Annotated in this window: 11 protein-coding genes and 1 tRNA gene; 5 read left to right on the top strand and 7 right to left on the bottom strand. The window is 65.0% G+C overall.

Annotation, left to right across the window (positions count from 1 at the left end; all coding sequences use genetic code 11):
• Positions 1-176: 176 nt before the first annotated feature.
• The 6 genes from B6S44_RS04300 to B6S44_RS04275 form a co-directional block, all read right to left on the bottom strand.
• Positions 177-3,323: an efflux RND transporter permease subunit gene (locus B6S44_RS04300; RefSeq protein WP_129155483.1), complete on the bottom strand. Its 3,147-nt coding sequence runs from the start codon at positions 3,321-3,323 to the stop codon at positions 177-179.
• A complete protein-coding gene (locus B6S44_RS04295; protein ID WP_164985718.1) occupies positions 3,323-4,375 on the bottom strand; it encodes an efflux RND transporter periplasmic adaptor subunit in 1,053 nt (350 codons plus the stop codon). Before B6S44_RS04295 ends, B6S44_RS04300 begins: the two co-directional genes overlap by 1 nt.
• Positions 4,376-4,803: 428 nt before the next feature.
• Positions 4,804-5,214, bottom strand: a complete 411-nt coding sequence (locus B6S44_RS04290; RefSeq protein ID WP_164985717.1) for an MAPEG family protein — start codon at positions 5,212-5,214, stop codon at positions 4,804-4,806.
• 99 nt (positions 5,215-5,313) lie between these two features.
• Positions 5,314-6,807, bottom strand: coding sequence for an IMP dehydrogenase (guaB, locus tag B6S44_RS04285; RefSeq protein WP_129155480.1), 1,494 nt, complete (start codon positions 6,805-6,807; stop codon positions 5,314-5,316).
• Between the two features lie 179 nt (positions 6,808-6,986).
• Entirely contained in the window at positions 6,987-7,322 is a 336-nt protein-coding gene (locus B6S44_RS04280) for a hypothetical protein (protein WP_129155479.1), read from the bottom strand.
• Between the two features lie 283 nt (positions 7,323-7,605).
• The gene (locus tag B6S44_RS04275) at positions 7,606-7,941 is read right to left on the bottom strand and encodes a hypothetical protein (RefSeq protein ID WP_129155478.1); all 336 of its coding nucleotides are present in this window, start codon (positions 7,939-7,941) and stop codon (positions 7,606-7,608) included.
• 277 nt (positions 7,942-8,218) lie between these two features.
• Here B6S44_RS04275 and B6S44_RS04270 point away from each other — a divergent pair, with 277 nt between their 5' ends.
• The 4 genes from B6S44_RS04270 (at position 8,219) to B6S44_RS04255 (ending at position 12,500) form a co-directional block, all read left to right on the top strand.
• Complete coding sequence (locus B6S44_RS04270) at positions 8,219-9,658, top strand: MFS transporter (protein ID WP_129155477.1); 1,440 nt, start codon at positions 8,219-8,221, stop codon at positions 9,656-9,658.
• 46 nt (positions 9,659-9,704) lie between these two features.
• Complete coding sequence (gene recJ, locus B6S44_RS04265) at positions 9,705-11,507, top strand: single-stranded-DNA-specific exonuclease RecJ (protein ID WP_129155476.1); 1,803 nt, start codon at positions 9,705-9,707, stop codon at positions 11,505-11,507.
• A gap of 94 nt (positions 11,508-11,601) precedes the next feature.
• A tRNA-Glu gene (locus tag B6S44_RS04260) sits at positions 11,602-11,676 on the top strand.
• Between the two features lie 230 nt (positions 11,677-11,906).
• Positions 11,907-12,500 carry a class I SAM-dependent methyltransferase gene (locus tag B6S44_RS04255; RefSeq protein WP_206735070.1) on the top strand — a complete coding sequence of 198 codons (594 nt, stop codon included), beginning with the start codon at positions 11,907-11,909 and terminating at the stop codon, positions 12,498-12,500.
• A 116-nt stretch (positions 12,501-12,616) separates the two neighbouring features.
• Here B6S44_RS04255 and B6S44_RS04250 read toward each other — a convergent pair whose 3' ends face one another.
• Entirely contained in the window at positions 12,617-14,242 is a 1,626-nt protein-coding gene (locus B6S44_RS04250; protein WP_129155474.1) for a hypothetical protein, read from the bottom strand.
• A 324-nt stretch (positions 14,243-14,566) separates the two neighbouring features.
• On the opposite strand from B6S44_RS04250, the gene B6S44_RS04245 reads away from it, so the two are divergent.
• Positions 14,567-15,538: an AEC family transporter gene (locus B6S44_RS04245; protein ID WP_129155473.1), complete on the top strand. Its 972-nt coding sequence runs from the start codon at positions 14,567-14,569 to the stop codon at positions 15,536-15,538.
• Positions 15,539-15,543: the final 5 nt, after the last annotated feature.

Genomic DNA, 15,543 nt, shown 5'->3' with positions numbered 1-15,543 from the left:
ATTACTCCATCGCTCGCTAGTTCATTGTCCGCCGCTTTATGGGCTTAGTTTACTTTTCGTTAAGACTCAACGGCCGACCGCTGACCGCCCCCGGAAAGCGGGCTTCATCGTTAATGCACCGATCGCCGTGAAATGGGCTGCCGGTTCCAATGGAGCGGCAGCCTGGATGCGCAGGTTCAATCCTGCTGGCGATGGACCGCCTGCGGGATCGCGACCGGCATCGCGCCCGGAATGGCTGCCGCTTCCTCCCGCTCGCCGCGACCGCGGCCGGAAAGCCAGCTGTCGACCTTGTCGAGATAGAAGTAGACGACGGGCGTGATGTAGAGCGTCAGCAATTGCGACACTATGAGGCCACCGACCACGGCGATGCCGAGCGGCTGGCGCAGCTCCGCACCGGCGCCGGCGCCGAGCGCGATCGGCAGCACGCCGAAGATCGCGGCGAAGCTCGTCATCATGATCGGCCGGAAGCGGACGAGCGCTGCATCGCGGATCGCGGTCAGCGCGTCGTCGCCCATCTTGCGGCGCTCGATCGCGAAGTCGACCATCATGATCGCGTTCTTCTTGACGATGCCGACCAGCATCAGGATGCCGATGATCGCGATCACGGACAGGTCCATGTGGAAGTACTGCAGCGCGAGCAGGGCGCCGAGGCCGGCCGAGGGCAGGCCGGACAGGATCGTGATCGGGTGGATGAAGCTCTCGTAGAGAATCCCGAGGATGATGTAGATCACCAGGATCGCGGCGAAGATCAGCAGGCCCTGGCCTTTCAGCGCATCCTGGAAGAGCTGGGCCGAGCCGGCGAAGCTGGTGACGATCGAGGCCGGAAGGTTGATCTCGCGTTCGGCCGCGCGGATCGCGTTGACGGCGTCGCCGAGCGAGACGCCCGGCGCCGTGTTGAACGAGATCGTCACCGCCGGCTGCTGCGAGATGCGGTTGACGGCGAGCGGCCCGACACTCGGCTTGATCGTCGCCACCGTCTCCAGCGGCACGTTCTGGCCGTTGGCGGCCTTGAGCAGCAGGCGCGACAGCACCGCCGGGTCCTGCTGGTAGGCGCGATCGGCCTCCATGATGACCTGGTAGTCGGTCGCCGGCGTGAAGATCGTCGCGATCTGGCGCGAGCCGAAGGCGTTGCCGAGCGCCTGGCGGATCTGGTCGCTGGAGATGCCGAGGCTGGCGGCGCGCTCGCGGTCGATATCGATCGAGAGCTGGGGATTGCGCAGCTGCAGGTCGATATTCGCGTCGCGCAGCTGCGGCAGCTGCGCCAGCCGCTGCTGCATCAGCGGTGCGTAGTTGAAGAGGGCGCCAAGGTCGGGCCCCTGCAGCGAATAGAGGTACTGCGCCCGCGAGGAGCGGCCGGCGTTCAGGTTGATGTTCTGGACCTGCTGGAAGACAGCTGTGATACCGGGCACTTCGGAGACAGCGCGGCGCAGGCGCGCGATCACCACATCGGCCTTGTCGCGCTGATCCTTCGGCTTCAGCGCGATGAACATGAAGCCGTTATTGGTGGCGTTGAACCCACCGATGTTCGAGGTCAGGTAGTCGATCGCCGGATCGGCCTTGACGATCTCGGCGACGCGCATCTGGCGCGCCGCCATCGCCTCGAAGGACGTGTCCGGCGGCCCCTCGGTCGCGCCGCGCAGGAGGCCGGTGTCCTCGGTCGGGAAGAAGCCCTTGGGCACGTCGATATAGAGCTGGACCGAGACGTAGACCGTGCCCAGCGTGACCAGCAGCATCAGGAAGCGCGCCCTCAGCACGAGGTCGAGCGTCCAGCGATATGCGCCGAGCATGCCCTGGAAGCCGGCTTCGAACACGCGTTCGACGATGTTCGGCTTCTTGCGATGGTCATGCGCCTTGAGGAAGCGGGCGCAGAGCATCGGCGTCAGCGTCAGCGAGACGAAGCCGGAGACGATGATCGCCGCCGCGATCGTGCCGGCGAATTCGGCGAAGACCTTGCCGACCACGCCGCCCATGAAGAAGACGGGGATGAAGACCGCGACCAGCGAGATGGTGATCGACAGGATGGTGAAGCCGATCTCGCGCGAGCCGTCGAGCGCAGCCTGGAACGGTTTCTTGCCCATCTCGATATGCCGGATGATGTTCTCCAGCATGACGATGGCATCGTCGACGACGAAGCCGACGGCAAGCGTCAGCGCCAGCAGCGAGATGTTGTCGAGCGAATAGCCCAGCGCATGCATGATCGCGAAGGTGCCGACCAGCGAGATCGGCAGCGCCAGCGTCGGGATCACCGTCGCGGCGAAGCTCTTCAGGAAGAGGAAGATCACCATGACGACGAGGGCGATCGCGATCATCAGCGAGACCTCGACGTCCTCGACCGCCTCGCGGATCGGAATCGAACGGTCGTTGAGCACGACCAGGTCGATCGCCGCCGGCAATTGCGCGCGATAGGCGTCGAGCCTGCTCTTGATGCTGTCGACGACCTGGACCGTATTGGCGTCCGACTGGCGATAAACCGCCAGCATGATCGAGCGCTGACCATTGTACCAGCTGCCGGTCTGATCGTTCTCGACCGAGTCGAAAATCTGCGCCACGTCGCTGAGGCGGATCGGCACGCCGTTCTTCTGCGAGATGATCAGGTTGCCGTATTCGCCGGCGCGTTCCATCTGGCCTGTCGCGCCCAGCACCATGCGCTGGTTGGTGCCGTTCAGCGTTCCGACCGGGGAATTCGAGTTCGCGGCGGCAATGGCGCTGCGGACATCGCTGAGGGCAAGGCCGCGGGCGGAGACAGCATCGGGGTTCACCCGCACCCTGACCGCATATTTCTGCGCACCGAAGATGTTGACCTGGGCGACGCCGGGCAATTGCGAAATCTGCTGCTGCAGGATGTTCTCGCCGAACTCATGGACCTCGTAGAGCGGCTTGGTCGCCGAGGTCAGCACCATGAACAGCACCGGCTGGTCGGCCGGATTGACCTTCCTGAAGCTTGGTGGGGTCGGGAGTTCGGGCGGCAGGCGCCGCGCCGTGGCGCTGAGTGCGGCCTGCACATCGAGTGCTGCGCCGTCGATATTTCGGTTGAGGTCGAACTGCAGCGTGATCGAGGTCGAACCCTGCTGCGAGACCGACGACATCGAGGTGATGCCTGAGATCGAGGCGAATTCCCGCTCGAGCGGCGCGGCGATCGAGGAGGCCATCGTCTCAGGGCTCGCGCCCGGCAGGCGGGCGCTGACGTTGATGGTCGGGAAATCGACGCGGGGCAGGGCCGCGACCGGCAACTGCTTGAAGGCGAACAGCCCGAAGATCAGGAACGTCGCCATCAGGAGGGTCGTCATGACCGGGCGACGGATGCAGGCCTCGGGCAGGTTCATCAGCCGGCGCTCCCCCGCTGGGAGGTCAGGTTGGGCGCCGGCGGGCTCTGGCCGCCGCGGCCGCGCTCGATCGTGCGCGCACCATCGGTCAAAAGCAGCTGCCCGTCGATCACCACGGTCTCGTCGCCGTTGAGGCCCGACGCAATGACGACGCGATCCTCGATATTGCGGGAGACCACGATCGGCCGGGCCCGAGCGGCGCCGTTGTCGATCACGAAGACATAGGAGCCGTTCTGCCCGGTCTGGACCGCCTCGCGTGGAACGGTGACAGCGTCGGGCTCCGTCCGCAGCGTCAGCCGGACCTGGCAGAGTGCGCCGGGCCAGAGCGTCTCTGCGGGATTGTCGAAGCTGGCCCGAAGCTGGATCGTGCCTGTCGTTGCGTCGACGGAATTGTCGACCACCGCGATCGTGCCTTCGACGCTCTTGCCGGCACCTTGCTGGGTCGCCTGGACGGTGGCCGTCTTCGCCTGCATCGCCTCGCGGATTTCCGGCAGATAGCGCTGCGCCACGGCAAAGCTGACATAGATCGGATCGATCTGGTTGATCGTCGCCAGCATTGCCGAGCTGTCGCCGCTCTTGGCGATATTGCCCTCCTTCAGCGCGGCGACGCCGACCCGTCCCGAGACCGGAGCGCTGATCGTGTAATAGCTGAGCTGGACGCGCAGGCTATCGACAGCCGCTTCACCGCCCCGGATCGCGGCGCGCAGCGTGCTCACTGCGGTGCGGGCGGTGTCGAGGCGCTGGTCGGTCGCGATCTCACGCCGCGAAAGCTCCTCGGCCCGCCGCAGATCGGACTCGGCCGCGATGAGCGAGGCCTTGTCGCGTGCGACATTGGCCTCGGCCTGGCGCAGCTGCGCCTCGAGCTGGCGCGAGTCCAGCCGGAACAATACGTCGCCCTTGTTCACCATGGCGCCGTCGCGGAACTCGACCGCCATGATCTGGCTGTCGACGCGCGAGCGGATATTGACGGTGGAGATCGCCTGCACCGTGCCGATCGCATCGATCCGGACCGGCATCGGGCGGCGCTCCACCTTGGCGGTGACGATAGTCACCGGCGGCCGGTTGGCCTGGCCCGGACGATTACCGCCAGCCGCTGGTGCAGAAGCGGTTACCCCAGGGTTTGCCGGCGCCGGGATCACCTTGCCGTAAGGAATCTGGTCGAGCGGCCATGGCACAGGGCGCCCGGTCACATGAAGAAACGCGCCCGCGGCGAGAACGCCCGCGGCCGAGAACAGAGCCACACGCCCGAAAGTCAGCACCGCCATAGAAAGCCTTGCGCCACGGGGAGCACCACGCCGACCCTGCCGGACGGCCGCTCCCCAAACCATCCTCACCGCAAGTATTTAGCATGAAGAGGGCGCAGTTTGGACGCAAGTGTCGATTACGGTTTATCGGTCGCTGTAGCGAGGATGTGACAGAGCGGACAAATCGGCGGCGAGAACTCGCAGCTGCACGTCTTGCGTGCGCAAAGAAAAGGCGTTCAGACGACGGCAATCACGATGCCGAGCCACATGAAGAACAAGCATGCGGCGCCGACCGCAAAGACGATCGCCCGCTGTTGCAGCTGATTAGTTCCAGTGTGGATCAATGTATGGACGACACGCGTCGCGACATAAGCCCAGGCCAGCGCCGCCATGACATAGCCGGTCGCGCCGACATGCATCGCGATCAGGATGAGAGCGAAGAACAGGAGCGGGGTCTCGAACTGATTACTGAAATTGGCCGCTGCGAGCCGTGCCGGCTCCGGATAGCGTTCGGTCGAGACCGCAATATCCGCCAGCCTGACTTCTCGGTTGGCGAAGGCCTTCTGGCGGCGCAGGAACATGATGACGAGGACGACGAAGGTCCAGAGGATCTGGGCCAGCGCCGGATAGATCAGCTTGAGCGTCATGTCGGCCTCGTCCTGAAGCATCGGACCGAAAAGCGGTCCCGGTTTTCGGGCTGATCCGATGCTCGATGAAAAGCTGGATCGCCTTATGGCGATCCAGCGTTAGGAGCGCGTCGGATAGTTCGGGCTTTCGCGCACGATCGTCACGTCGTGGACGTGGCTCTCGCGCAGGCCGGCGCTGGTGATGCGGATAAAGCGCGCCTTGCTGCGGTAGTCCTCGAGATCGCGGCCGCCGACATAGCCCATCGCGGCGCGCAAGCCTCCGGCGAGCTGATGCAGAACACCGGACACGGGGCCCTTATAGGCAACCTGGCCCTCGATGCCTTCCGGCACCAGCTTCAGAGCGTCCTTGATGTCCTGCTGGAAGTAGCGATCCGCCGAGCCGCGCGCCATCGCGCCGACCGAACCCATGCCGCGATAGGATTTGTAGGAGCGGCCCTGGTACAAGAAGGTCTCGCCCGGGGTCTCGTCGGTCCCCGCGAGCAGCGAGCCGACCATGGCGCAGGAGGCGCCGGCGGCGAGCGCCTTGGCGAGGTCGCCCGAATACTTGATGCCGCCATCGGCGATCACCGGGATACCCGCCTTCTGCGCGGCAGAGGCAGCATCCATGATCGCGGTGAGCTGCGGCACGCCGACGCCGGCGACGATACGCGTCGTGCAGATCGAGCCCGGCCCGATACCGACCTTGATCGCATCGGCGCCGGCATCGATCAGCGCCTGCGCACCGCCTGCCGTCGCGACATTGCCGGCGATGATCTGGACGGTATTGGAGAGCTTCTTCACCCGTGTGACCGCCTCCAGCACCTTGGCGGAATGGCCGTGGGCGGTGTCGACGACGATGAGGTCGACGCCGGCATCGATCAGCAGCTCCGAACGCTCGAAACCCTGATCGCCGGTCGTGGTCGCGGCCGCGACCAGCAACCGCCCCTGCGCATCCTTGGCGGCGTGCGGGTGGGTGACCTGCTTCTCCATGTCCTTGACGGTGATCAGGCCGATGCAGCGATAATGGTCGTCGACCACCAGGAGCTTCTCGATCCGGAACTGGTGCAGCAGGCGGCGCGCCTCATCCTGGCCGACGCCCTCGCGCACCGTGATCAGCCGGTCCTTGGTCATCAGCTCCGAGACGGGTTGCTCGGGATTGGCAGCGAAGCGGACGTCGCGATTGGTCAGGATGCCGACCAGCTTGCCGTTATGGCCCTGCGGGCCGCGCTCGACGACCGGGATGCCGGAAATGCCGTTGTTCCGCATCAGTGCGAACGCATCGGCCAGAGTCTCGTCCGGATGGATAGTGATCGGGTTGGCGATCATCCCGGATTCGAACTTCTTGACGAGGCGGACCTGCGCCGCCTGCTGGTCGGGGTCGAGGTTGCGATGTACGACGCCGAGGCCGCCGGCCTGCGCCATGGCGATCGCCATCTTCGCTTCGGTGACAGTATCCATCGCCGAGGCGATGATCGGCAGGTTGAGCGAGATCGTCTTGGTCAGCTTGGTCGAGATGTCGACATCGCTCGGCATCACCTCCGACGGGCCGGGCTCGAGCAGCACATCGTCGAAGGTCAAACCGTCGCGAATGAGACCGTCAGTGATCGTCGCCATCGTCAACTCCGGGGCCGGTGCGGCCGGCACTGAAAAGGGGCAGGGCGGATATGCCCTAAGCCGAGTTGACGAGGCCCGATATCACGCGTGTGGCGCGCCCGCTAGGGGCAGTGCAACAAAAACTGCCGAGGCGGCCGCGGCACGGGACCGCGACCGCCGGATGCACGGACGATTCTGGCTTACTGGTGCTGCGAACGCCGGGTCTTGCCGGCCTGCTGCGCGACTGGAGCCAAGCCCTTCGGTTCGACGCCGAAGCAGCCCATGCCCATCATCATGCTGCCCTGGGCATTGGCCATCTGCTGGCAGTCCTTCTGACGGGTGCAGTTATAGTTCCGCAGAATGTCGCCCGGCCCCGGCGTGACGTTCCGCACCGCACAGCCTTCCTCCCAGCTGGTCGACTGGGCTGCGGCGGGGCTGCTGCCGAATCCGAGCGTGACGACACCGACGGCGATTGCCGCAGCGGCAAAAGGTACTCGCAGGGTGGTGTGGCGAGCAATTTTACTTCCATAGATCATGAAGAACCTCTCGCGGCATCCACCGCGGTTAGCTGAAAATTTGCCCCGTCAACCGCGCACATAGTCATCGTTTTCGGCAAGCGATATGCGATCAACGCATGAGTGATCATGCCTCACTTCTTCGTGTTGGATCTCATCGCAGGAATCTTTGCCGGCTCTAAACCTTATCCGGTGCTGGATTCTGTCGCAGGGATTGCGGAGAGGTAAGCTATCCTACCAGTTGGGCTGACCACGCAAAGTGATGGAGCACACGCAAGACTCGCCCTGGTCTTGCGCAGCGTCCTCAACGCTTGGCGTAACCTGACCGCGGCTGTTGACGCTGCTCGGCCGCCACTGATGGCGCCACCATGAAGCAGCCATTGCCGGTGTAGGGACTACCCTGCGCATCGGCCATCTTTTGACAATAGTTCTGATCGAGGCAGACACGCTCGCGCATCATCTCGATATATCCCTGCGGTGCCATCGGAAACGTACACGCGCTTTTCCAGCTCGTGTCGAGTGCGGCTGCCGGCGTTGCAAGCAAGGCTGCAACCACCCAGCCTGCACCGAGCGTCGACGCGCTCAATGTCGCCCAACGAAGATGACGCGCTTCCCGTAAAGTCTGTGCTTGACCGATCATGGGACACCTCCTGCCGGCGGCGAACCGCAACGGCACGTACAGATCACCGCCCCTTCAACCATCAGATAGGAATGGTTTGGCCAAAATGACCCACAGCAGACGCATGGCTGGGTCGCTAGCGCGTCTAATGATAAGGCAGTGCGGGTTTGGGCGGCGCGACGGCGTCCTTCGCCATGCATCAGGCGCAACCCTCTTCACTACGCGCCGATCCGCTCTCGCCAGCCGGATACACCCGCAGTAAAGGGCAGCAAGCGGCCTAATCCGAAAGTCCGAATCCTTGCAGCGCGCCAAGCTCCTGCCTCTCATCGTCGCCTGCGCGCTGTTCATGGAGAACACCGACTCGACGGTGATTGCGACGTCGCTGCCGGTGATCGCCCAATCGCTCGGCGAGGATCCGATCGCACTCAAGCTGGCGCTGACCTCCTATCTCGTCAGCCTCGCCGTCTTCATCCCGATCTCGGGCTGGATGGCCGACAAGTTCGGCGCCCGCACCATCTTCCGTACCGCGCTCTGCATCTTCATGCTCGGCTCGGTGCTCTGCGCGTTCTCGAATTCGCTCGGCGCCTTCGTCGGCGCGCGCTTCATCCAGGGCATGGGCGGGGCGATGATGGTACCGGTCGGGCGGCTCGTCATCCTGCGCAGCGTCGAGAAATCGCAGATCGTCAGCGCGCTCGCCTATCTGACGGTGCCGGCGCTGGTCGGGCCGGTCGTCGGGCCGGTGGTCGGCGGCTTCATTACCACCTATTTCGACTGGCGCTGGATCTTCTTCATCAACCTCCCGATCGGCCTGCTCGGCATCGCGTTGGCGACGATGTTCTTCGAGGACATCCGCGAGGAAGACGTCGCGCCGCTCGACATCACCGGCTTCCTGCTCTCGTCGACCGGCTTTGCCGCGCTAATGCTCGGCCTCGCCACCGGCGGTCGCCATCTTGTGCCCATCGCGGTTTCCTACGCTTGCGTCGCCTTCGGCATCGTGGCGCTGATCCTCTACTGGTTTCACGCGCGCCGGCTGGCATATCCGGTGCTCAACCTCGCGCTGCTGCGGATTCCCACCTACAGGATCGGCGTCATCGGCGGCTCGGTCTTTCGTGTCGGCATCGGCGCCATACCCTTCCTCCTGCCGCTGATGCTGCAGCTCGGTTTCGGCCTCGATGCGCTGCAATCCGGATTAATCACCTTCGCATCGGCCGCCGGCGCCTTGATCATGAAGACGCTGGCCAAGACCATTCTCGCCCGCTTCGGCTTCAGGGGCGTGCTGACCTTCAATGCGTTGATCGGCTCGGCTTTTCTCGCAGCCTCGGGCCTGTTCACACCGACGACGCCGCATTGGCTGATGCTCGGCGTCCTGCTCGTCGGCGGCTGCTTCCGCTCGCTGCAATTCACCGGCATCAATGCGCTGAGCTATGCCGACGTCTCGAATCGCGACATGTCGAGCGCGACCAGCCTCTCCAGCGTCTCACAGCAATTGTCGCTCAGCCTCGGCGTCACCATCGGCGCCTTCGCGCTCGAGGCCGCGAACCTCTTCAATGGCGGCAAGGCGCTCGGTGCCGGCGATTTCTGGCCGGCTTTCGTTCTGGTCGGTCTGATTTCCGCCTCGTCGGTCTTCTGGATGATGCAGTTGAAGCCCGATGCCGGCGCCGAGGTCTCCGGTCATGCGCCAGTGAGCGCCCGCAAGGTCACCGCGCAGGCGATCGAGGATCAAAAGCCGCTCGAGTGATGCGACGCCGATTGACGAAGCCGCGCCACTGCGCCAGCGGTGACGCATGATCTCCGGCCAGAATCGCCTGTTCCTCGGCGTCGGGCACTCCGCCCTCGGACGCCCCTGGCGCGACAGGCTCGATACTGCCGGCCTCGCGCGGGCCGAGGCGCTGGCGCAGGTCGAGGGCGTACCCGACACGCTGGCACGCATCATGGCCGGTCGAGGTGTCACCGCCAGCGACGCGCAGCTTTATCTCGAGCCGAAGCTGCGCGACCTCCTGCCGGACCCGTCCGTATTGCGTGACATGGACCGTGCCGCGCAGCGGCTCGCGCAGGCCGCGACCTCGGGCGAGAAGGTCGCGATCTTCGGCGATTACGATGTCGACGGCGCCTGCTCGGCGGCGCTGCTCGCCGGCTTCCTCGCCGAGGCCGGCGCGAAACCGCGTATCCATATCCCCGACCGCCTGATCGAGGGTTATGGCCCCAATGCCGAGGCGATTGCCATGCTCGCCGGCGAGGGGGCTACGCTGCTCGTCACCGTCGATTGCGGTACGACCAGCCACGAGCCGCTGCAGCAGGCGACGCGGCTCGGGCTCGACATCGTCGTGCTCGACCACCACCAGGCACCGGAGCTGATCCCGAGCGTCGAGGCGCTGGTCAATCCGAACCGGCAGGACGATCTCGCGGGCCTGGGTCATCTCTGCGCCGCCGGCGTGGTCTTCCTCACGCTGGTGGCGACGAATCGCGAGTTGCGCCGGCGCGGCGCCTGGCAGGCGAGGGGTGGGGAGCCAGACCTGCTCGCAGCGCTCGACCTCGTTGCCTTGGCGACGGTTGCCGATGTCGTGCCGCTCATCGGCCTCAACCGTGCCTTCGTGCGCCAGGGCATCGCCATGATGCGGACGCGCCAGCGGCCCGGCCTCGCGGCGCTGCTCGATATCGCCGGGCTCGACGGCCCCGTGCAGCCCTGGCATCTCGGCTTCCTGCTCGGGCCGCGCATCAATGCGGGCGGGCGCATCGGCGATGCGGCTCTCGGCGCCCAGCTGCTCCTGACCCCCGACGAGGTCGAGGCGCGCACCATCGCCGCCGAGCTCAACCGGCTCAATCAGGAGCGCCAGGAGATCGAACGCGCCGCGGTCGAGGAGGCCGTCGCCGAGGTCGAGCACCGCTTCGAGGACGCCGGCTCGTACCCTGTTCTGGTCGTCGGCTCGGCCGAGTGGCATCCCGGCATTGTCGGGCTGATCGCAGGCCGGTTGAAGGAGCGCTTCCGCCGGCCGGCCTTCGCACTGGCGCGTAACGGCGATGGCGGCGCGACCGGTTCGGGCCGCTCGATCGCCGGCGTCGATATCGGCGGAGCCGTGCGCCAGGCCGTCGAGGCCGGCCTTGCGGTCAAGGGCGGTGGCCATACCATGGCGGCTGGCATCACGCTGGCGCCGGGACAGGAGGGCGCTTTTGCTGCCTTCATCAGTGAGCGGCTGGCTGGCGGCGTCGCCAACTCGCGCGAAGCCGAGGCGTTGCTGATCGACGCTGCAATCAGTGCGGGCGGGGCGAATCCGCGCCTGCTCGCCGAGATCGATCAGGCCGGACCTTTCGGCGCCGGCTGCCCCGAACCTGTCTTCGTGCTGCCGGCGCATCGCCTGACCGAGGTGATCGAAGTCGGCGCAGGCGGGCATCTGCGCATCAAGCTGCGCTCGGGCGACGGCGTCACCATCGGCGGCATCGCTTTCCGCGCTGCGCGCGAGCCGCTCGGCCAGGCGCTGCTGGCAGCGCGGGGCGAAAGCGTGCATCTTGCCGGCACATTGACGCTGAATCGCTGGGGCGGCAGCGAGCGCGCCGAGCTGCGCGTGGTCGATCTCGCCCGGCCTGCCTGAGCAGTTGCGAAAAACCCTGACAGCGGGCTTGCCCAAGCTTCGCCGGGACACTATAGCTCGCCCCGCCTCGTTAGAGCGCCTCGCGCTCCGGCCTGCGGTCTTCGTCTATCGGTTAGGACACCAGCCTTTCACGCTGGGGAGACGGGTTCGACTCCCGTAGACCGCGCCACTTCTTCTGAGTGGCTTAAGAATCGGAAATTGAACGGTATTCTGACAAGAAAGATCGCCTCCCGATGAGGGAGCTGCCCCGCGTTAGCTAAAATCAGCTTTGGGGCGGAAGCTCACCTTGCGATAAGGGCGTCGGTTAGGCCTGCGCGTCGCGGCGGTGTCTTCACTACGGAGTCCCTGGGAATGGACTGGCGGGTCTGGCACGACAGGTATGATACCCCTGGCTCAAGAATGGCGCAGCGGCTGCAGGTCGTTCAAAGGCAGATACGGACTGCCTTGGACAGCAGCCCGTCCGGTGCCCTTCAAATCATAAGCCTGTGTGCAGGCCAGGGGCGCGATTTGCTTGAGGTGCTGGCGAACCACCCGCGACGCAACGACGTCCGGGCACGGCTGGTCGAACTGGACGAGCGAAACACAGCGTTCGCTGAACAATCGGCCCGTGCCAGCGGTCTGCATCAGGTGGAGGTCGTGACTGCCGACGCCTCGCTTACTGATCAGTACCGGGACATGGTGCCGGCGCACCTGGTGCTGATTTGTGGAGTATTCGGCAACATCACTGATGAAGACATCGAACGCACGATCGACGTCTGCCCCCAGCTGTGCGCGACTGGCGGTAGCGTCATCTGGACTCGTCATCGCCGAGCACCGGACCGAGTGCCACTGATCTGTGAGCGGTTCGAGGCGCGCGGTTTCGATCTGCAATGGCTGTCTGACCATGGCACAGAGTTAGGCGTTGGTGTGCACCGATTTTTCGGAGAGCACCAGCCACTCGCTACGGGCCGGCACATGTTCAAGTTCGTCGGATACGACAAGCTCGGACTTTGAGCGCAGCGCGCCCCCCAAAAGGTGGGATTAGCCGAGGTTGACCAAATCGTATCAACCCGAATTCTTCTAGCCGGCGCCCTAAGCCGACGCTCGATCCGGCGACCTCCAGAAGGGCTCTACTTGCGCAGATACATGTCCCAGCAGGGCGAGAGAGCCACGAGCTGGCGGCCGTCGAGGGCCTGCGCGTATTGCTTCCAGATCGCTGCCCGTTTCACCTCGACGGGGCATTTCGGCCGCATGATCGCGTCGATGTCACGCAGAGCCTCCAGCATTTCGGCGGTGACCCGGGGATTGGTGCGCTCGGTGTCGATGCCGAGCGCGACATGAAGCGGCGCGGCGCGACCGAGCAGATGGTTGAACGGGCTGACGAAATCGAGCGCGAAGAAGCCGTTGAGCTGACGACCGTTGGTCGCTTCCCACTGCTTGATCGCATCGATTCCCTGCTGGACCTCGAGCAGCCAGGTCGCCTGATGGTCGATTTCCGAGAACAGCGTAGCGGATGGCAGCAGACCGCGGCGGACGAGGTCTTCATAGGCGTCATTGTATTTTGGGTAGTGGTCGACCTGCGCGATTGCGCGTTCGGCCAGCTCCGGCTTCAGGCTCACTCTGCCGAGTGGCCCCACATCCGGCACGTTCAGCGCCTGATAGCGCGGGGCGGCGATCACGGCGCGAGCGCCTCGTTCGAGAAAGATCACGGCGCTCGGCAGCGCCGCGGCCATGACGAGCACCAGAACATAAGGACGCAGCCCATCGCCTGAGCGAGGGTAATATTCCCTGAGGATCAGGATCAGCACCGGCCAGAGGCCGATGAACTCGAGCGATCCGCTGTTCTGAGTCTCACCCAGGACCAGGGCGATGAGGCTTGCACTCAGCCAGCCGAGCGGTGAAGCCAGCAAGCCCGCCAGCGAGGGCTTTTCACGCCGGGCAGCGACGGTAAGCACGCCGAGCAGCATCAGGCAGGGAGCGATCACGTTGAACTTGATCGAGGCCAAGGTCAGGAAGCGCCCCAGGAGCGAGGCGGAATTCAGCAGCGCGAGGATGAAGACATCTTCGACATAAGCGTAGACGACGCCGGTCGTGAGCTCGATCGCGGTCAGGACGCCGATGACGGCTGCAGCGGCGATCACCGCGTCGCGTAAGCGCAAACGCCCGCCCAGAACCGCATAGCCGACGAGAACGGCGCCCGAGACCGGCCCGGTGACCTTGACCAGGAACAGCGCTGTCATCAGCACCGCGACGAGCGTCGTCAGCAGAATCCGGCTCTCGACGAAGAGCAGCGCCGCCAGCAGGAGATAGAGCAGCAGCGCGACGTGGCGATTGTAGTAGCCGAAGCCGTCGAAGCCGGGCGACGGGTAGAGGCTGTGAAGATTGATCGGCAGCGAGGTCAGGAAAAGGAGCGGTATCAGGATCGCCAGGGCCAGGCGACGCGACCGCGAGGCGACATCTCGGGTGATCAACGCCGCAATCGGCAGCAGGACCGGCACGATCGCCCAATTGGCGAGAAGGGCTGGCTGGGCCTGCGGGAAAAGCGCCTTGATGCCGGCGGTGAGATAGAAGCCGAGCGGGCCGATCGAGGTGAAGAAGTCGATATTGGGAACCTGTCCCTGCCAGATGCGCTGGGCGGCATCGAGATAGATATCGGTGTCCCAGTAGTTCGGGCCGAGTGGCAGTCGCACGGGAAAGGCGAGCCCGAGGACGACCAGCGCCAGGAAAGACAGGATCCAGAACGTCGGAGACGTCATGACAGAGCGCCAGAACGCCCCAGATGTTGGATTGCCTGTCGCCGCCTGAGTGCTGGTCGTCATCGCCTGTTCCACGAGCCTTTCACGGATCATGGCAGAAATACGTTACCGATCGCTTCCATTGGATCGGAATTTTGCAATTTCCGGTTGTGCCGGCGTTCGAGAGAACTGGCTTCTCGGCGTCGAGCTCTGCAGCCGGTGCGGGGGCAGCCCGCCGCCGGGTTCTCATGCACTGACAGCCGTCCTATAAGGCGGCACCATCGCTATTGGCAGCTGCTCGCGAACGCGTCAGGTGGCTCATCTTCCGCCCCAGGGACCCGCCGCATGGCCGACATCGCCAGCCTGTTCAACCTCGTCGCGCCTTTCTTCGGGCTGATCCTGCTCGGCTTTCTCGTCGGCCGCTACAAGCGGCTGCCTGGGGAAGGGCTGGCGTGGATGCAGTTCTTCCTGATCTATGTGTCGCTGCCCTGCCTGTTCTATCGATTGATCGCCGACAAGCCGCTGAGCGAATTGACCAATTGGGGCTTCGTCGCCGTGACGACGCTGGCGACCTTCGGCGCTTTCGTGCTCTCCTTCGCGCTCGGCTGGCGCCATAACCAGGGCGACATGCCGCAAGCAGTGATGCAGGGCGTCGCCGGCTCTTATTCGAACATCGGCTATATGGGCCCGCCCTTAATCCTGGCGGCGCTCGGGCCGGCTGCCAGCGCGCCGGTGGTGTTGATCTTCGTCTTCGACAATCTCCTGCTGTTCTCGCTGATTCCGTTCCTGATGGCGCTGGCCGGCGTCGAGAAGCGCAGTCTCGCCGCGACGGCCGGCGAGGTGGTCTGGCGGGTCGTCACCCATCCTTTCAACGTCGCGACCGTCGCCGGCGTCCTCGCCGCCTTCCTCAAGCTCGAATTGCCGACCGCGCTCGACAAGATGACGCTCTGGCTCTCGCAGGCAGCGGCTCCCTGCGCGCTCTTCCTGCTCGGTGTCACGGTGGCCTTGCAGCCTATGCGGCGGATGCCGGGCGAACTGCCGGCGCTCGTCGCGATCAAGCTGCTGCTGCACCCGCTGCTGGTCTGGCTGCTGCTGTCAGCGCTCGGCAACTTCTCGGCGCCCTGGATCTATGCCGCGGTGATCATGGCGGCGCTGCCGCCGGCGCTGAACATCTTCGTCATCTCGACGCAGTACCGCGTCGGCATCGAGCGTGCCTCGGCCTGCATCCTCGTCGGCACCATCGTCTCGACGGTGACGCTGACGGGCTTCCTGTGGCTGGTGAAGACGGGCAGGATGCCGGCTGACCTCTTTCCCTGACGGCC

This window comes from Allobosea sp. Tri-44, assembly GCF_004123845.1.
GTDB lineage: Bacteria > Pseudomonadota > Alphaproteobacteria > Rhizobiales > Beijerinckiaceae > Allobosea.
The sequence above is the reverse complement of the archived record's forward strand: the minus strand, read 5'-3'. Positions and strand labels throughout refer to the sequence as shown.